Consider the following 16,843-nt stretch of genomic DNA (forward strand, 5'->3'; position numbering starts at 1 on the left):
GAAAACTTCGAAGACATAGGGACCGATTATCCCGCCGATGGCGTCATCAACTGGGCGATGAGTGCTTCCAGGCGCTCCGGGGAGACGGGTTTGACCACGTGTTCATCGAATCCCGCCGCGAGCGCCCGCGTCCGGTCCGACGCCAGTCCGTAGCCGGTCAGTGCGACCAGCCGGGGTCGTTCCGAGGATCTCCCGCCGCGGGTCTGCGCGCGCAGCCGGCGCGCCAGCTCGTAGCCGTCCATCATCGGCAGGCCGATGTCGATGAAGGCCACCTGGGGCTCCCGCTCGGCGAACAGGCGCAACGCCTCGTCGGGGTGGTGGGCAATCCTCACCGTGTGGCCCCGCTCGACCAGCAACTGCCCCAGCAGGTTCGCGGCGTCTTCGTTGTCGTCGATGACCAGCAGCTCTCTCGACGGCGTCACCAGCGCCGGCATGGGCGCGGCGCCGCCCCGCTCCTCGGACGGCAGGCGGGAGCGCGGCATCCGTACCACCACCGCCGAGCCCTGCCCGATCCCGCCGCTGTGCGCCTGCACCGTCCCCCATGCAGCTTCACGATGTTCCTGACGATGCTCAGGCCCAGCCCCAGGCCGCCCTGCGCGCGGTCCAGGGCCTGCCGCCCCTGGATGAACAGGTCGAAGGCGGTTGTCAGCGCCTCGGCGGACATGCCGATGCCGTTGTCCCGCACGGTCACGACGACATCGTCCCCCGCCCGTGGTGACGGCCGTGGTGACGACCGTGATGAGCCCACCCGGCTCGGTGTACTTCGCCGCGTTCGCCAGCAGGTTGGACAGCACCTGCGTCATGCGCGCGGCATCGGCATCGATCGCCAGTCCCTCGTCGAGTTCGAGGACCACCCGATGGCGTCGCTGCTCGATCAGGGGATGCACCATCTCCAGCGCGCGGTGGACGAGCGATCCGACCTCCGTGCGGCGCAGGGACAGTTCGACCTTGCCGCTGCTGATGCGTGACACGTCGAGGAGGTCGTCGACCAGACGGATCAGGTGTTGCGTCTGGCGGCGCAGGATCTCGAGCGACCGGTCCGGCCCGCCCGCGCGCCGTTCCAGCAAGGTGAGCACCGACACGATCGGGGCCAGCGGATTGCGCAGCTCGTGGCCCAGCATCGCGAGGAACTCATCCTTCACGCCGCTCGCACGTTCCGCGTCGGCGCGTGCCGCGGTTTCACCCAGCAGGAGGAGCTTCAACGCGGTGATGTCGCGCACCGTGCCGATCGCGCGATGGGCCCGCCCATCCGCCTCACGCAGGAAGTAGACATGCTCGCGGACATGAACGGCACGACCGTCCACGTCCCGGAGCCGGTATTCGGCGTTCCAGGCGGAGGCGTCGCCGCGGAGCGCGGTGTCGAAGGCGCGGATGACCCGATCCGCATCGTCCGGATGGACGCGCGTGCGACGCCAGTCCGACCTCATCGCGACGCGGGCCACGCCGCCGAAGAGCTGGTCGACGTGGCCGCCCCACCAGAGATCGTCGAGCGCCACCTGCCAATCCCAGAGACTCTCCTCCGTGGTCTCGGAAAAGAGCTGCATCCGTTCCTGGTCCCGGAGAGCCGCGGCGTGCTGCCAGGCGGTCTCCAGCGCCGAGCCCGCGAGCGAGGCGATGGTCTGCAAGGTCGCGTCGGCCTGCGCCGCGCCCTCGGGTCCGGCATGCCCCACCACGAGCGCGCCGGTCAGTCGTCCGGCCCGGTTGCGCAGCGGCACGACGCTCAAGCCAGGAGGCCCATCGGGAAACAGGGCACGGAAGACTGCCGCCGTCTCTTCGCCATGCGCCAGCCGCAACGGGCCTCCCGCCAGCGACAGCCGCCGATGCAAGGCGTGCAACGCCGAGCGGACGGCGACCGATGACGCACCGACGGTCCCGGCCTTCGCGACGGTCGCCTGCTCCCAGCTGCGCCCCGGTTGCAGATGCGAGGCGAAGGCCGGCTGCCCCGCCACCTCCGCGGCCGCGCGGCGGGCGTGCTCCAGCAGGTCCTGCGGGCGCCGCAGCGCCATCAGTTCCTGCACGAAGGACGTCAGCTCGAAGGTCACTGCGTCACGATGGATCAGGGCGTCCGTGCCGCCATGCGGCCCGTCAGATTCGCGAGACGCGCCTCGAGGATGCCGCCGTTGCGATCCACGGCGAGGAAGGCCTGCGGCGGCACGTAGTACATCGACGAGTTGTCGATGCCTTCGGTGTCCAGCAGCACGCGGGGGTGGGTATGCAGCATGTCCAGCATGAGCTCCGCGTCGAAGCGGCGCTGGTCGTACTGGCAGATCGAATAGGTCCTGGCGCCGGTCGCGTAGAACTCGTTGAGCAGCGACTCGTATTCCACCAGGCGCTCGGAGCCCGGATCGCCTTCCAGGGCCCAGGACATCTCGCCGGTGACGCGCAGCGCGGTGTAGCCGGCCTCCAGGGCGCGGGTGGTCTCGCGACCGAGCATCTCGATCATCATCCGCGGGTCGAAGACGCCATCGATGAGATAGACGTCCTTGGCGGCCTGCACGATCAGTTGACCGCTCGCGACCAGCGCGTCGACGTCGATGTCCGCCTCCAGCAAGGTCGCCCGCAGACGCTCGGCCGTCTGGAGATGGACCAGATAGAGCATCTTCTCGTGCCGGTCGATGCCCAGGCGGACGAAGTCGACCGTGATCCTGCGCTGATCCGCGTCGCTCCTGAAGATGCCGCAGTAGTGGTCACCCGGCTGCATCTTCTCCAGCGCCGGCAGGATGGACGTTCTGTTGCACATGAGAGCCCCTTGTCAAGGCCAGTGCGGCCCGTGCCCAGTGTATTCGCCTACCGGCACCGGCCTCCCTGGCCCACGATCGGTCGCCTGTCACCCCTCCTTCGAGGCAGGTGCTTGTTTCCAATTGCTTCAGAGCCCCAGAATGCAGCGACGCCAGACCTTGCGCACGTCGTACCATCCCAGCCGCCCCGCGGTCTCCTGCTCTCCTCGTCCGATGTTCCCGTCCCGTCGCCCGCCTGGCGCTGCCAGCGGCCTTCCGCGCCTTCGCGGCCCCGTCCTCGCGCTGCTGATCGCCGCGGGCGCGGCGTTGCCGTCGGCGCATGCGACGCAGGCGACCCCAGCGACAGCGTCGGCAACGAAGACGGCCCGGGCGGCGAAGTCGCCGCCCACGGGCAGCGGGCCGGCCTCGAACCTGGCGAAGTCCGAACTCGCCGACATCGCCGACCTCCGCAAGCGGATGGCGGCGAAGACCGTGGTCGTGACCCGGCACGCGGAGGTCGACGACATCGCCATCCAGGTCTGGGCACGGACGACGCTTCCAAAGAAGTACTACGTCGCCGTGACGCAACAAGGCGCGGTGCGACGGACGCTCACGGCCAACGACGAGGCGGAGGCCTGGCGGAGCTACGACAGCTTCCGCCGCATGGCCGGCCTCGGCGAGGTCGGGCGTCCGGTGCTGCTCGGCCAGATGACGGTGGAACCGGAGCCGTCGGCGCGCATCCCCTCGGTCATGGCTGCCGGCGCGATCCCGGCGACCCCGGTGATCTCCTCATCGCCCGTGCCGCCGCCGCGGACGGGCGTCCCCCCGCGGTGCTCGCCACGCCGCCCCTGGGTCAGTCCCCGATTCCGCCCCTGTCACCGACGCTCCGAGCAAACCCGGCGCCTGAGCTGGACGCCCTCGCGCGCGCACCCGCACCGAAGGCGGATGCGCCCATGGCCGCGCGCGAGATCTCGGCGACGACGGGCGAGACCGTGATCTCGCGCGGCGATCCGCGCGTGGCTGGCTACGAGGTCGAGACGCTGCGTCGCGCGCGCTTCGGCGACGAGGTGGCGCGCCTGGTCTGGAACGCGGAGAGTTCGCAATACTTCGTGTCACTCACGCGCCAGGGCTCGGTCGTGGCGATGCTGCGCAGCCGCGACAGCGCCGAGGCGACCCGCGCCTACGAGGACTACGTGCGGCAGGCCGAGAAGCGGGCCGCCCTGCTGCCGGGGCGCGCGGCGGGGGCGATGTCGTCGGCATCCCGCTAGCGGCAGCGCCTCGTCCTACAGACACCGCTCACGGAGCGGCGAAGACTGGGCGCATCCGGCCACCAACACGGCCACCGCGCACCAGGAGCACGCCATGATCCGCAAGCTCAGCAGCGGCCAGTACCGCCTGTACTCCCGCAACCCCGATCCCAAGACGGGGAAACGCCGCAACCTCGGCACTTTCGACACCCGCGAAGCCGCAGAGAAACACGAGCGGGAGGTGCAGTATTTCAAGCGGCATTGAGCCTGACATCCCCTTGAGGCCGGTAGACCCGTTCAACCGGGGTGACCAGTTCCGGCGACTCATCGGTCGCCCACGGCCGCTGCGATGCGACGAACGGCGACATGTCGATCACCTCCAGCAGCCCCTCTTCGGACAGCGCCCTCAAGGCCTTGCCACGAAGCCCGAGCTGAACCGCGCGTCGCTGGAGCTTCGCACCGCTCGGCGCGTGATCGGGGTCCCACTGAAGGCGGACATCCGACCGTTGCACGGCCTCCGCCCACGCCTCCTGGTTCGACATGCCCGAGGCGGTGAACGACGAGGCCACGGCCTGTCGCAGGACGTCGTCGAAGAACTCGCGGCGCAGACGCAGTCCCAGCACGATCTCCTGCCCTTCCTTCATTCCCCAGCCGCAGCGATACATCATCCAGAGGAAGTTGGGCTTGATCCAGCTCATGCGGTCGAAGCTGTAGTCGGGACCGCCGAAGCGGCCATGCGCCAGCGCGTAGCGGCCAATGCTCGGCCGGTAGGCCTGATAGACGACGATCGACCGGTCGTCGAAGTGCGCCAGCACATGCGCCCCCTCACCGGGCCAATGCAGCGCCTGCTGCGTCAGGTGGGACTCAACGGCCAATGGCGGCGGACTGACGACGGGCGTGGGATTCTTTGCGTTCATCTTGTTCTTCTTCGGTTGCCCTGCCAATTCTTTGTACCGTAAGTTGTCCAATACAACCTTCAAGGTTGCACAATACAACCTACAAGGATTTTCATCAAGTCCTGTTTCATTGCCGCGCCGTGCAACCCTCCTGGGGGGACAGACGTGATCGGCACCGCGTCCTATGCTTCGACGGACACGGCCCGCCCCGGCGTGCCGATCACCAAAGCACAGGGAGACAAGACATGCGACTTTCCGATCGACGCGGCAGGAGCCCGCTGTATGCCATGACGTTGGCGCTGGCCGTGGGATCGGCCGCGCTGCTGGCCGGCTGCGGCGGTGACGATGACGGGGACGGCACGCCCGCCTCGAAGTACAGCGCCGAGATCCGCCGCACCGCCATGGGCGTGCCCCACATCAAGGCCGCCGACTGGGGCGGCGCCGGCTACGGCTACGGCTACGCGCAGGCCCAGGACGACCTGTGCACCATCGCCAACTCGATGCTCACCTTCCGCGGCGACCGCGCCCGCCACTTCGGCGCCGACGCCGTCGTCCCCTTCCAGGGCACCATCGGCCAGCCGAAGAACATCGACTCCGACTTCTATCACCGCCACGTCCTCAACGATGACGTGATGCAGCGCTTCATCGCCGCCCAGCCCGACAAGCTCAAGCAGCTGGTCGCCGGCTTCGCCGCCGGCTACAACCGCTACGTCCGCGACATCAAGGCCGGCGCCGAAGCCACCGCCCATGCCGCCTGCCGCAACGAGGCCTGGGTCGTGCCGGTCACCGACACCGACATCTTCCGCCGCATGTACGCCGCGCACTTCGCGGCGGGCTACAGCAACTTCGTCGCGCAGATCGCCAATGCGACGGCGCCCGCGGCCGCGGCCGCGGCACCCACGATGGCCTCGGCCGCAATCGCCGGCTCCGCAGGAAGCGCCGGCAGGTCCCCCGCCGCACGGCGCGCACGCGACGCGGCGCCGCGACCGATCACCATCGCCACCGCGCATCTGCCGGACTTCCAGGTCGGCGGCAACGACGGCGTGGGCAGCAACATGATCGGCTTCGGCACCGCGGCCACCGGCGACGCCAGCCCGCTGCTGTTCGGCAATCCGCACTGGTACTGGCGCGGCCCGGACCGCTTCTACCAGGCGCACCTGACGGTGCCCGGCGAACTCAACGTCGCGGGCGCCTCCTTCCTCGCCCAGCCGGTCGTGCTCATCGGCTACAACGACAACGTGGCCTGGAGCCACACCGTCTCCGCGGCGCGCCGCTACGGCCTGTTCCAGCTCACGCTGACGCCCGGCGATCCGACCAGCTACCAGCGCGACGGCGCCGCCGTGAAGATGACCGCCCGCGCGATCACCGTTCAGGTCAAGCAGGGCGACGGCAGCGTTGCGCCGATGTCGCGCACGCTCTACGAGTCGCAGTACGGCCCGATCGTCAACCTCGGCGCGCTGAACGCGGCACTGGGCTGGAACTCGAACACGGCCTTCGCGATCCGGGACATCAACGGCGACAACTTCCGCGTGTTCCGCGTGTGGCTGCGCTGGAGCCAGGCGAAGACGCTCGAGGAATTCCAGGCCATCCAGCGCGAGGAGTCCGCCATCCCCTGGGTCAACACCGTCGCCGTCGCTCGCGGCGCCGGCCAGGCCTGGTACGCCGACATCGGCGCGATGCCCAACGTGTCGGCCGCGCAGCTCTCGAGCTGCGCCACGCCGCTCACGAACGCGCTCAGCGCCGCGTTGCCGCGCACGCCGGTGCTCGACGGCTCCAAGAGCAGCTGCGACTGGCAGAGCGACCCCGACTCGAAGCAGTCCGGCGCGCTCGGCCCGGCCCGCATGCCCAGCCTGCTGCGCGACGACTACGTGCTCAACAGCAACGACAGCTACTGGCTCGCCAACACCGCGGCGCCGCTGACCGGCTATCCGGATGTCCTCGGGCCGGCCGGCACGGCGTCGATCAGCTTCCGGACCCGGCTGGCGCATCTGCTCGCGCAGGGCCGCCTGGCCGGCACCGACGGTTATGCCGGCAACAAGGCCACCAGCGAGACCGTGCGCGCCATGGTGCTCAACAGCCGCACGCTGACGTCGGAACTCTTCCGCGACCAGGCGGTCGCGATGTTCTGCGCGCCGCCGACGGCCTTCACCGTGAGCGGCGACCCGGCCACCGGCGAAACCTTCAGCCCGGCGCGCAACGTCGATCCGACCGAGGCCTGCGCGGTGCTGCAGGCCTGGGACGGCAAGGCGCTGCTCGCGTCACGCGGCGCGCACCTGTGGGACGAGTTCTGGACGCGCGCGTCGCGCCTCCCGGAGGCCTCGCTGTTCGCGGTGCCCTTCAGCAGCGCCGATCCGCTGCACACGCCGCGCGACCTGAACCCCGCCGTGAAGACGACGCTGCAGCAGGCCTTCGGCGCCGCGATCGTGCGCGTGCAGGCCAGCGGCTTCGCGATGAACGCGACCCGCGGCGAGACGCTCTTCGCCACACGCGGCAGCGACAAGATCCCGCTGTTCGGCGGCTGCGGCCAGCCCCAGGGCTACTACACGGTGGCCTGCTCGCTCACCCGGCTGGACCAGGGCGGCTACGACCTCAACACCGCGACCAGCGCCAACAGCTACATGCAGGTGGTGCGTTTCCCCGGCGAGGGCGTCGAGGCCTACACCTTCCTGACCTTCTCGCAGTCGGACGATCCGGCCTCCGCGCACTACAGCGACTACACGCGCGCCTACAGCGCCGGGCAGTGGCAGAAGGTGCCGTTCTCCGAGGCCGACATCGCCAAGGACACGGCCTTCTCGACGAAGACCATCCGCGAATGATCGACGAATGACCGCCGGGTGACCGGCGGATGATCGGCGAGTGATCGGCGAGTGATCGGCGAGTGATCGGCGCGCCGCTCGACGCGCGCGCCCACAACGACACAGCCGGCCGACCGCCTCGACATCGAGGCGGCGCGGCCGGCCGTGGCACTCGATCGCGGGAGCGACCGGGCGATGGGACGCCTGGGTTCAGACCTGGAGCGCGCGCTCGATCTCGGTCAGCTTGTAGCGGGCCAGGGCCAGGTTGCCCTTGTTCTTGTCCAGCACCAGGTACAGGAACAGGCCGGCATTGTTGGGCACCAGGCGGATCAGGTGGTACTGGTCGGTCAGGGTGATGAGGATGTCCTCGATGCCCTTGCGCAGGCCCAGCGATTCCATCGTCTGCAGCTTGGCGCGCACGACCTGCGTGTTGCCGGCCGCGGCCAGGTCCAGGTTCACGGCGGTGCCGGCCTGGGCCAGGCACATGCCGCTGCGGAAATCGACCAGCGCGGCGGCCAGCGCGCCGTCGATGGTCATGGCGGCGTCGATCGACTGCTTCAGATTGCTCATGGTGTCTTTGTTCAGGGAGGGGGTGGGTTGCAGGGAGGCGAGCCCGAAGCGGCTCGTCAGCTTGTTGAATTCCTCGATCAGCACGAACCACAGCGTCTCCGGGCTGCTGTCGGGCAGTCGGTAGAGCACCGTGGACGGCGTGGCCGCGGTGACCATCGGCACGAGGGTCATCTCCTCGACGATGGCGCTGGGCATCAGCAGCAGGCGCACGGCGGGCACCTCGGCAGCCCAGGCGCGACGCAGCAGGTCCAGCGCGCCGTGGACCGAACCCGGTCCGACGATCACCAGCAGCCCGGCGGGGCCGTCGGCGGCGCCGAGGTCGTCGTTGGGATACGGCGGACGCACCCAGTCGATGGTGGGCATGCCCGGCGTCGTGCTCAGCGCGATCGCCTGGCGGGATTCCGTGGAGGACAAGGTCGCGCCGGTCTGGCCGATGGCCAGACCGCCCAGGCGGGCCGTCATGTCGACGACACGCACACCGGATCTGCTCATGAAAGGGTCCCGAGAGTGGAGGAGACGGCTCTGCGGCCGCTCGGCGCGGAGTGTGAAGAAAGCGCTTGCAAAGCGCGCCCCCATGCTTGGGGGTCAGGGCTTGCTGCGTGCGTTCCGTGTGGCGAAGGTCACATCCCGGGCGATACCGTACGGTGCATCCGGGCGCTCAACGCCCGTCACTCCCCGATGACATCGAGGATCGGCGGTCCGCCGGGTCGGACCGCCCTCGCCTTCACAGGCGTTGGCTGAAGGTCAGCTTGATGTTGCGGCCGGGCGCAAAGACCTGCTCGGCCAGATAGGGCTGCACGCTGCGGTTGAAGAGGTTGTCGACGGCGAGCTGCACCTTCGTGTCGGCCCAGGCGCCGCGCCCCTGCCATTGCGCGAAGAGGCCGTGCAGCCCGTAGCCTTTCGCGGGCGGCAGCGCGTACGGCACGATCTCGTCGTCCGGCACCTTGTTCTGCGCCGCGACGAACTTGCCCTGCCAGCCGGCGGCCATCCCCAGCGACGGCCACTTCCCGCCGATCACGACGACCGCCTTGGGCGCGCCGATGTCGATCAGCGGCTGGTTCTTCACCGCCCAGGGATCGCGGATGGAGCCGCGATGCTCGCCCCGCATCCAGGCCAGCGACAGGCTGGCGAAGCCGCGGCGCTGCTCGTAGTGCGTCTCCGCCTCCGCGCCCTCGCTGCGGTAGCCGGGCAGGTTCCGGTAGAACGGCAGGTTGGGCGGACGCTCGGTGCCGGGCGCGACGAAGATGCCGAAGCGCTTGTGGATGTTGTCGTGCACGAGGTTGCGGAACACCGTCAGCGTCGCGGCCAGTGCGTCGCCACGGGTGAGCCAGTCGGTGCGTTCGTGCTTGAGACCGCCGCGCAAGGCGGTGACGCGCTCCTTGCGCAGACCGCGACTGGTTGCCGGGGCGCTGCTCGCGGCGGACTGCACCTCGAAGATCTCGTCGATGACCGGCGCGCGCCAGGTCTTGCCGGCGTCCGCGAACAGCGCCGTCGTGGCCGTGGCCTGCCACTTCGCCGACAGGTGCTGCGACCAGCCGCTGTGATGGACCGGGCGGTAGTCATGGCCGGCGGCCGGGTCGTTGTAGCGCGGCGCGAAGTTCGGCTGCCCCGCCGTGCGGACCTGGTCGTAACGCAGGCCCGGCGTGATCGTCCAGTCACCCGCGCGCAGTTCGTCCTCCACCCAGCCGGACACGGTGCGCTGCTCGCCGGACGGCATGTAGTACGGCTGCAGCCAGCCGTAGTTGTAGCTGGCGTCCTTCGTCCGGGTGTGCAGGAACATCAGCGTGTCGCGGTCATGGCGATGCGCCTGGAGACCGGTGGCCAGCGCGTGCGACGCACCGGCGAAGTCGAAGCGCGCGGTGTTGGTCACGTCGACCTGCCGGTCGCGGTAGGTCGCGTGGCTCTCCTTGCCCAGGCTGGCCGCGAAGTCGCTGGTGATGCTGTCGGGACGCTGGTCGTCCTGGCGGCTGGACGACTGGGTCAGCCGCACCTGCAGGTCCAGCAGCGGCTGCGACGCGGGCGCATAGCTCCACAGCAGCGACTGCGTACGGTCGGTCTGGTCCCGCCACAGCACCTTGCGCAGCCAGGCTTCGCGCTCGCCGTACTTCGCGATCTCGGCGGGCGTCGGCGCGGGCACCTCGTCGCGCTTGGCGGCGAACGGCGCCCAGGCCTTGCTGCGACCCTCGATGTCGGAGAGCGTCAGCCGGCTCTCGCCGAGCTGCAGCGTCAGCTTCGCCAGCGCGGAGCGGCTGTGGGTCTCGGAGAACTCGTAGACGGTGTGGTCGGCACGCTCCTGGTTGCCGGAGTCGCGCCCGGTGACCGCGACCAGGAACTGCCACGGCAGCGCGGTGCCGGGCTCAGCGCGCGCGAAGACGCTGCCCGACACGATGCGCTGGTCGTCGTTGCTGGCCCAGCCGACCTTGGCCAGGCCGCCGATGCGCTCGCCGGGGCGCAACAGGTCCTCGGCGTCCTTGCTCTCGACCAGCACCGTGCCGCCGAAGCCGCCATTGCCGTAGCGCACCGAGTGCGCGCCCTTGTCGACGGTGATGCGCTTGATCAGCTCAGGCTCGATGAAGATCGATCCCTGCCGGTACTTCTCGAAGCCCTTGTTGGCGCCGTCGAGCTGCACGCGGATGTCCTCGACATCGCCGAAACCCCACATGTTCAGGCTCTGTCCGCCGGGGCGGAAGCTGCCGTTGAGGTCGACGCCCGGGAGGTTGTCCAGCAGCTGCTGCACGGTCAGCGCCTGCTGGCGCTCGATCTCGTTGGGGGTGATCGTGGTCTTGCCCGGGGCGACGCTGCGGACACCGTACACGGTGACTTGAGACAAGGTGACCGCGGGGCTGACGCTGCAGCCCCAGGCACCGGCGCTGCAGTCAGGGGGCGCTGCTCGGGCGCTTCGTCCGCCCAGGCGGTGGACGCGATCAGCGTGCTCAGAAGAGGGAGAAGGCGGAACCGTTGAAGTCTGAGAACTTGACGGCAGGCAGGCTTTTGCTTTTTAACTTCAAACACTTACAGAACAGATGAGAATTATTCTCAACAAAGTGTAGCAGCAGAACTTCCGGGTTGTGAACGAGTCGTGAAGGGGGAAGGGGCTTGTGCGAGCAGCGCCGGAGGAGGCCGCGGGGTCAGGGCTTGCGCCGACCGTCGCAGCAATCGAAGAGTTCTTGTGCAAGACCCACTTGAACGCTGAGTTCCTTCCGGTCCAGGTCCTCAGAAAGCTTGTAGTCGGCCTTCACCCTCAGTTGTCGCAGCAAATCGAGATGTTCGCCAAGCCAGCGAGAGAGTTGCGCCTGTTCCCCGCTGCATCGCTTGTCAGGCGACTGAAGTCGAAGGATCAAGCGCTGATGCACACCGCCGCGTCGCTTCGGTGGAACCCCACGAGCAGGCAGGGAATGTTCCCACTGGAGGCAACGGTGATAGCTCGCGTAGTAGGCACGACTCGCCAGATTGCGCCGGCGCGCCTCCGGCAACACGAGTGGGCGATCCTTTGCCTGGTGAAGCAGATCGAAACAGGTCACGGACATGATGCGGTCTCCTCACTCAATATCCGCATCAAAGCGATCAATTTCGGCCAGTTCTTCATCGGTCCATTCGCCGACGAATCCGAACATGAACCCATGCCGAAGCATGTCGCGATCGATCAGACGCAGAATGAACTTGTCGTTAAGCGCCCGAGCAACCTTGTGAGGCGCGTCGACCCGGAGGTCGTAGCTGAAGCCAGGCTCCTCCATCTCCTCCGCGTAGATGTCGACGCGTTCCGGATTGCCTCGACAGATCTTGAGGCTGCTCTCCTCCAGCACCTCTGCAGCGACTTGCAGAATCTCCACCATGCTCGTTGCCGTCATGCCATTCTCGGCAGCCGTCTGCTGAGCAACATCAAGCAACTCTTCCCAGTCGACGCGAGGGCACTTGGCATTCGGATCGACGTCTTTGTCGCAGGGCTCTCCGAACAGCGCGCTCGGCTCTCGCAGGATGGCCATCAGATCGTAGAAATGGAAAGTCTTCCGGGGCGGAAGCCGCGACATGCCGGCCACCACCAGAGTTGCCCGTTCCAACTGCGCATTCATGTTCATTCCACATCTCCTGTTGCCCGGTCCACGACCCGGGAAGACATGCAGTGTCGAATCAGAAGCGCGTTTGTCGATTCCCCTCGAAGGGCGAATCGATGGGGAAATCACTTCGAGTAGGTGAGTCCCCATGCACATACTCATGAGGGCCATTGCGAGGGTCATCGCCAGGATCACTGCCCCATGGCTTGCAGTGCTTGTGCCGCCTCAATGCGCGCGGGTTGCGCGTCGCGCAGTGCGGTGAGGACGCGTCGCGCCGTTGCCGCATCGCGCGGCGCCAGTGCGATGGCCATCTGCAGCAGCGGGTCGTAGGCGGGCCGGAAATCGGGACTCAAGCGCACGGCATCGAGCAGCGGCTCGCCCACTTGCGCGAGCATCGCCGCAGGATCGGCGACAGAACGGGCCGAACGTCCCGCTTCCAGGAATCGATCGCGCGCCTGCCAGTACGCGGCGACTCGACGCGAGTCGTCCGGGGACTGCACACCGACGTCCGACGGCGAGGCGCTCACCTGATGGAGGAACTCGAAGAGCCGCTCCTTCGGCGTCGATGTCGGCGCGTACACGAGACGCGGCGCAAGGTACGCGACGATCGGACGATCGTCCGTGTTCGTCGGCACCCGGCCCGCGAAGGCAGCGAGAGATCCAGGTCCCGCCACGACACTGCCGAGCAGCGCGAATTCGTCGTCGAGCCCGAAGTCAGCCAGCGACCGGCCATCGCGTCGCGCAGGCGCCCCTTCGACGCGCGCGTGCCAGGACGCCAAGGTCGGCATAGCGGTCTGAGTCTGCGTCGACGAGGCCGTCGAACGCGGAGCAGCAGGATCGCGCCCACCGACGAGTCCGATCACCGGCGTTTCCAGGCTGTTGGCCGCCAGCACCGCGAACGCATCGGGGTACGCGGCCAAGAAGGCGCGCGTGATGCTGCGCAGGCTGTCGAGGTCGAGCTGGTGCGACGGCAGCCATTGGCAGAACAGCCCCTGAGGCGCGAGGCGCTCGCGCAGCGCGGCGAAATGCTCGCGCGTGTAGAGCGCGCCGGAGCCGCTGCGTGCCGGGTGGAAGTTGTCCGAGACGATCACGTCGTAGCGCGCCTCGGACGCACGCACGAAGCGCCGAGCGTCCGCAGCGACGAGGCGCGGCATCGCGCCGTCCAGCCCCAATGCCCGCGTGAAATGCAGTGACGCCTCGATCACCTCAGGCAGCAGCTCGACCGCGTCCACCTGCAGCGAAACATCCTGCGCCGCAGCGCCCGAGGTCGCACCCGTGCCCAATCCCAGGAACAACGCGCGATGCGGTGCCGGGTGCAGCAGCACGGGCAGCAAGGCCTGACGCCCGTCGACGAACAGGCTCGCGCTGCTGCCTTCCTGTTGGCGGTTGTTGATGCGCAGCCGCGCGACGCCGGCGCCGTCCTCGACCACGCTGACCGAAGCCATGCTGCCCTCGGCGTAGCTGACCAGACGTGCGCCGTCGGGCACCTCGACGAACGCGAGCGGTGCGCCGACGACAGCCATCACGATGAGGGCGATCGTCGCGATCGCCGTCATCGCCGCCATCGTCGGACGCCGCCACGTCTTCGAGCCGGCCACGGCGGCGACCAGATAGCCGCCGGCGATCAACAGCAAGGCCGCTTTCGGACCGCACCATGGCGCGATGACCACACCGAACAGCGGCGCGGCCAGGGCGGCACCGAGCGTGTTCACCGCGAGCGCGCGCCCGAAGGCGGTCCCCTGCCCCATCGCCTGCGCGCTCAGATGGCTGAACCACGCGCCCATGGCGAGCGTCGGCAGCCCGAAGGCGGCCACGGCGAGCAGCGCTTCGGCGCCGAGCGCCGCCGCGAACCCCGTGCCGAACACGTTCACGGCCCCGCTCTTCAGAGCCGGTGCGGCCCATAACGCAGCGAGGCCGATCAGACAGGTCGCGCCGAGGACACCGGGCAGCAAGGACGAGAGCCAGTCCTCTTCCTGTTGCTTCCCCCATCGTCGCCACCACCGCTGGTAGCTTGCTGCGCCGAGGGAGGTGCCGACGAGGTACACGGCCAACAGCAACGCGAAGGTGTAGACGGTGTCCTCGTTGAGCTGGCTGAGCACGCGCACGACGACGACCTCGTACCCGATGCCCAGCAGGCCGCTGAGCGCGAACAGGGTCAAGGCCAAGGCCCGTGTCCAGCGAGCGCCGGCGGGACCGGAACGGTGCGTGGAGGTCCCGGACGGGAGCCTCCATGCATCGTGCAGGGCCGCGCTCGACCGCCCGGGGTGAAGCCACTGCCACGCGCCGACCACGCACACCGCGTTGAGCGCCACGCAGACGCCCGCTGTCGCCGAGAGCCCGAACGCCGGCACCAGCCAGAACGTCGCCAGCAGCACGCCGAGCACGGCGCCCAGCGTGTTGGCGGCATAGAGCCCGGCGATGGAACGCTTGTCTTCGCCTGCCTCGTCCGCGCGGGCACCGACGATCCGCTCGATCGCCGGCAGCGTCGCGCCCATCGCCGCGGTCGCGGGCAACAGCAGCAGGAAGCTCGCACCGAAGGTCACCGTCCATTGCCACCACACGGTGGGCTCCGCGCCGATCCAGTGCTCGACGGCATCCCCCACCGGCTGCATCAGCACGATCAGCACCAGGCCCCACAGGCCGATCAAGGCCTCGCAGGCCAGGTACCAGCGCAACGGATGCGCGGAGCGCTCGATCCGTCCGCCCACCAGGATCGCGCCCAGCGCGAGTCCGCCGAAGAACGCCGTGATCACGGCCAGCACGGCCGCCGCCTCGAATCCGAGCCACAACGCGCATTGCTGCGTCCAGACCATCTGGTAGCCGAGCCCCGCGAAGCCCGACAGGCCCATCAGCACCGGTGCGACGCGGCGCGCGCGTGTCGTCATCCGCTGAACCCGACCGTGTAGCCCCACGAGTTCAGCCGCGCCGGGATCGCGTTGAACGCGAGGCTGAGGCGCGTCCCGCCGTCGTTGGGCGGCACCGCGTGCATCAGGTAGCTCGGGAAGAGCACCAGGTCGCCGGGCGACGGCGACGGGCTGATCCACTTCTCCGCGTTGAACGGTCCCGCGACCATGCCGGGATGATCGTTCTTGAAGCTGAAGTCGGTGCCGCCCGGCGACTTCATGAAGACGGTCCGCGCCGAGTCGTCCGTCCCCGTCAGGTACACGATGCCAGAGACGAAGCTGTTGGCATGGTTGTGCATCGCCTGATGGCCGCCGTGCGCCATCACGTTGACCCAGAGCTCCTTGACGCCCCAGGCCATGCGTTCGCCGAAGAGCAGCGCGCCGAACTCCGACAGCGGCCCGGCCAGCAGTCCCGCGACCTCGACCAGCAAGGGGCTGTCGCCCGGCGTGAGCATCCGCGTGTGCACCAGCTTCGACGAGCTGTTGTTGTCGCGCTGGGCCTGCGCGCTGAAATGGGCCACGAGGGCCGCCACCAACGCCGGCGGCAAGGCGCCCGACACGCGCGTCACAGGCGTCGGGAACAGGCTGAAGGTCTCGGAGGTCGACATGTCCACGCCCTTCAACCGGCGATGGCCGCGATGCGCAGCCACGACCAGTACGCCGCCGCGGAGCCGATCAGGTACAGCAGCGCGGTACGCAGCCGACCGGTCCAGGGCCAGCGGCGCGACACCCGCCACAGCGCCCAGCACGCGCCGACGGTCATCAACTGGCCGATCTCGACACCGACGTTGAAGGTCAGCAGCGCGACCAGCAGGTGGTTCTCCGGCAGGCCGATCTCGCGCAGCGCGCCGGCGAAGCCCAGGCCGTGCACCAGCCCGAACAGGAAGGCCACCAGCGCCGGCCAGCGGCGCGCCAGCGTGTCACCGTTGCCGTTGCCGTTGCCGTTGCCGTTCCAGTTCCCGACCCGGGTTCCGTCGTCGCTCCTGCCATTCGTTCCGTCATCACGGCGGCGCGACGGCTTCAGCGCCTCGCACGCGACCAGCACGATGGACAGCGCGATCGTGGCTTCCACCGGCGGCGGCCGCAGCTGCAGCCAGCCCAGCGCGCTCATGCCCAGCGTCAGGCTGTGCGCCGCGGTGAACGCGGTGATGGTCCACAGCAGCTGACGCCGGAAGCCGACCAGGAACAGCAGCCCGATCACGAACATCAGGTGGTCGATGCCCGCCAGGATGTGCTCCACGCCCAGCAGCGTGTACGCGCGGGCGATCTCGCGCATGCCGCGCCGGTCCTGCGCCGAGCCGAACAACTGCACCGACGGCTGCCCCGCCGTCAGCGTGTAGACGCTGGTCTGGCCGTCGACCCAGAACACCTTCACCAGCGCCGCCGAGTACTGCCGGCCGACGCCGGCCATCGTCAGCGTGCCCGTCAGGCCCGCCTTGCCGCAATGCAGGTTCAGGCCTTCCGCGGCGCAGCCGTCCGGCCATGCCGGCGCGAGCACCTCGTCGGCGGCGCGCTTCTCGCTCGCCGTCCATTGCCAGATGAACTCACCGGGCGCGGTTTCGCGCACCTGCATCTCGGCCATGCTCATTTCGTGCGCGTGCGCGCTGCCGCCCACGAGCGCTGCCGTCGCCATCAACAGACCGAGGATCCTTCGCATCCAGCG

Annotated in this window: 14 protein-coding genes; 4 read left to right on the forward strand and 10 right to left on the reverse strand. The window is 68.9% G+C overall.

Annotated elements, in window-relative coordinates; translation table 11 throughout:
- Positions 1 to 26 precede the first annotated feature (26 nt).
- Both ACQ86G_RS27350 and ACQ86G_RS27355 read right to left on the reverse strand, forming a co-directional pair.
- Complete coding sequence (locus ACQ86G_RS27350) at positions 27 to 2,042, reverse strand: response regulator (protein WP_431258216.1); 2,016 nt, start codon at positions 2,040 to 2,042, stop codon at positions 27 to 29.
- Positions 2,043 to 2,056: 14 nt separating this feature from the next.
- Positions 2,057 to 2,740: an MEDS domain-containing protein gene (locus ACQ86G_RS27355; RefSeq protein ID WP_431258217.1), complete on the reverse strand. Its 684-nt coding sequence runs from the start codon at positions 2,738 to 2,740 to the stop codon at positions 2,057 to 2,059.
- Between the two features lie 211 nt (positions 2,741 to 2,951).
- On the opposite strand from ACQ86G_RS27355, the gene ACQ86G_RS27360 reads away from it, so the two are divergent.
- The 3 genes from ACQ86G_RS27360 to ACQ86G_RS27370 all read left to right on the forward strand — a co-directional run bounded on the left by ACQ86G_RS27360 (position 2,952) and on the right by ACQ86G_RS27370 (position 4,229).
- The gene (locus ACQ86G_RS27360; protein WP_431258218.1) at positions 2,952 to 3,713 is read left to right on the forward strand and encodes a hypothetical protein; all 762 of its coding nucleotides are present in this window, start codon (positions 2,952 to 2,954) and stop codon (positions 3,711 to 3,713) included.
- A complete protein-coding gene (locus ACQ86G_RS27365; RefSeq protein ID WP_431258219.1) occupies positions 3,671 to 3,985 on the forward strand; it encodes a DUF2968 domain-containing protein in 315 nt (104 codons plus the stop codon). The genes ACQ86G_RS27360 and ACQ86G_RS27365 overlap by 43 nt, the downstream gene beginning before the upstream one ends.
- 94 nt (positions 3,986 to 4,079) lie before the next feature.
- Complete coding sequence (locus tag ACQ86G_RS27370) at positions 4,080 to 4,229, forward strand: hypothetical protein (RefSeq protein WP_088405464.1); 150 nt, start codon at positions 4,080 to 4,082, stop codon at positions 4,227 to 4,229.
- Here the strand turns inward: ACQ86G_RS27370 and ACQ86G_RS27375 are convergent.
- Positions 4,216 to 4,881 carry a DUF4291 domain-containing protein gene (locus ACQ86G_RS27375; RefSeq protein WP_431258220.1) on the reverse strand — a complete coding sequence of 222 codons (666 nt, stop codon included), beginning with the start codon at positions 4,879 to 4,881 and terminating at the stop codon, positions 4,216 to 4,218. The two genes, ACQ86G_RS27370 and ACQ86G_RS27375, sit on opposite strands and share 14 nt — an antisense overlap.
- A 224-nt stretch (positions 4,882 to 5,105) precedes the next feature.
- Between ACQ86G_RS27375 and ACQ86G_RS27380 the strand changes: the two genes are divergently transcribed.
- Positions 5,106 to 7,676, forward strand: coding sequence for a penicillin acylase family protein (locus ACQ86G_RS27380; protein ID WP_431258221.1), 2,571 nt, complete (start codon positions 5,106 to 5,108; stop codon positions 7,674 to 7,676).
- A gap of 189 nt (positions 7,677 to 7,865) precedes the next feature.
- Here the strand turns inward: ACQ86G_RS27380 and ACQ86G_RS27385 are convergent, their stop codons facing one another.
- From ACQ86G_RS27385 to ACQ86G_RS27415, 7 genes are all read right to left on the reverse strand, one after another.
- The gene (locus tag ACQ86G_RS27385) at positions 7,866 to 8,225 is read right to left on the reverse strand and encodes a hypothetical protein (protein WP_067281747.1); all 360 of its coding nucleotides are present in this window, start codon (positions 8,223 to 8,225) and stop codon (positions 7,866 to 7,868) included.
- Between the two features lie 724 nt (positions 8,226 to 8,949).
- Positions 8,950 to 11,055 carry a TonB-dependent receptor domain-containing protein gene (locus tag ACQ86G_RS27390; protein ID WP_431258222.1) on the reverse strand — a complete coding sequence of 702 codons (2,106 nt, stop codon included), beginning with the start codon at positions 11,053 to 11,055 and terminating at the stop codon, positions 8,950 to 8,952.
- A 298-nt stretch (positions 11,056 to 11,353) separates the two neighbouring features.
- Complete coding sequence (locus ACQ86G_RS27395) at positions 11,354 to 11,752, reverse strand: hypothetical protein (protein ID WP_431258223.1); 399 nt, start codon at positions 11,750 to 11,752, stop codon at positions 11,354 to 11,356.
- Between the two features lie 12 nt (positions 11,753 to 11,764).
- Positions 11,765 to 12,301 (reverse strand): hypothetical protein, encoded by a 537-nt coding sequence (locus ACQ86G_RS27400; RefSeq protein WP_431258224.1) that lies wholly within the window; start codon positions 12,299 to 12,301, stop codon positions 11,765 to 11,767.
- 167 nt (positions 12,302 to 12,468) lie between these two features.
- Complete coding sequence (locus ACQ86G_RS27405; protein WP_431258225.1) at positions 12,469 to 15,162, reverse strand: fused MFS/spermidine synthase; 2,694 nt, start codon at positions 15,160 to 15,162, stop codon at positions 12,469 to 12,471.
- The gene (locus ACQ86G_RS27410) at positions 15,159 to 15,788 is read right to left on the reverse strand and encodes a putative 2OG-Fe(II) oxygenase (RefSeq protein ID WP_431258226.1); all 630 of its coding nucleotides are present in this window, start codon (positions 15,786 to 15,788) and stop codon (positions 15,159 to 15,161) included. The genes ACQ86G_RS27405 and ACQ86G_RS27410 overlap by 4 nt, the downstream gene beginning before the upstream one ends.
- Before the next feature lie 11 nt (positions 15,789 to 15,799).
- The gene (locus ACQ86G_RS27415) at positions 15,800 to 16,837 is read right to left on the reverse strand and encodes a HupE/UreJ family protein (RefSeq protein WP_431258227.1); all 1,038 of its coding nucleotides are present in this window, start codon (positions 16,835 to 16,837) and stop codon (positions 15,800 to 15,802) included.
- Positions 16,838 to 16,843 lie beyond the last annotated feature (6 nt).

This window comes from Roseateles chitinivorans (genome assembly GCF_050632145.1).
In the GTDB taxonomy this organism is placed as follows: domain Bacteria; phylum Pseudomonadota; class Gammaproteobacteria; order Burkholderiales; family Burkholderiaceae_C; genus Roseateles; species Roseateles chitinivorans_B.

Coding starts and splice junctions, on each gene's coding strand:
- ACQ86G_RS27395 (WP_431258223.1), bottom strand. CDS start 11,752: ATGTCCGTGACCTGTTTCGATCTGCTTCACCAGGCAAAGGATCGCCCA.
- ACQ86G_RS27365 (WP_431258219.1), top strand. CDS start 3,671: ATGGCCGCGCGCGAGATCTCGGCGACGACGGGCGAGACCGTGATCTCG.
- ACQ86G_RS27410 (WP_431258226.1), bottom strand. CDS start 15,788: ATGTCGACCTCCGAGACCTTCAGCCTGTTCCCGACGCCTGTGACGCGC.
- ACQ86G_RS27380 (WP_431258221.1), top strand. CDS start 5,106: ATGCGACTTTCCGATCGACGCGGCAGGAGCCCGCTGTATGCCATGACG.
- ACQ86G_RS27360 (WP_431258218.1), top strand. CDS start 2,952: ATGTTCCCGTCCCGTCGCCCGCCTGGCGCTGCCAGCGGCCTTCCGCGC.
- ACQ86G_RS27415 (WP_431258227.1), bottom strand. CDS start 16,837: ATGCGAAGGATCCTCGGTCTGTTGATGGCGACGGCAGCGCTCGTGGGC.
- ACQ86G_RS27375 (WP_431258220.1), bottom strand. CDS start 4,881: ATGAACGCAAAGAATCCCACGCCCGTCGTCAGTCCGCCGCCATTGGCC.
- ACQ86G_RS27405 (WP_431258225.1), bottom strand. CDS start 15,162: ATGACGACACGCGCGCGCCGCGTCGCACCGGTGCTGATGGGCCTGTCG.
- ACQ86G_RS27370 (WP_088405464.1), top strand. CDS start 4,080: ATGATCCGCAAGCTCAGCAGCGGCCAGTACCGCCTGTACTCCCGCAAC.
- ACQ86G_RS27400 (WP_431258224.1), bottom strand. CDS start 12,301: ATGAACATGAATGCGCAGTTGGAACGGGCAACTCTGGTGGTGGCCGGC.
- ACQ86G_RS27355 (WP_431258217.1), bottom strand. CDS start 2,740: ATGTGCAACAGAACGTCCATCCTGCCGGCGCTGGAGAAGATGCAGCCG.
- ACQ86G_RS27385 (WP_067281747.1), bottom strand. CDS start 8,225: ATGAGCAATCTGAAGCAGTCGATCGACGCCGCCATGACCATCGACGGC.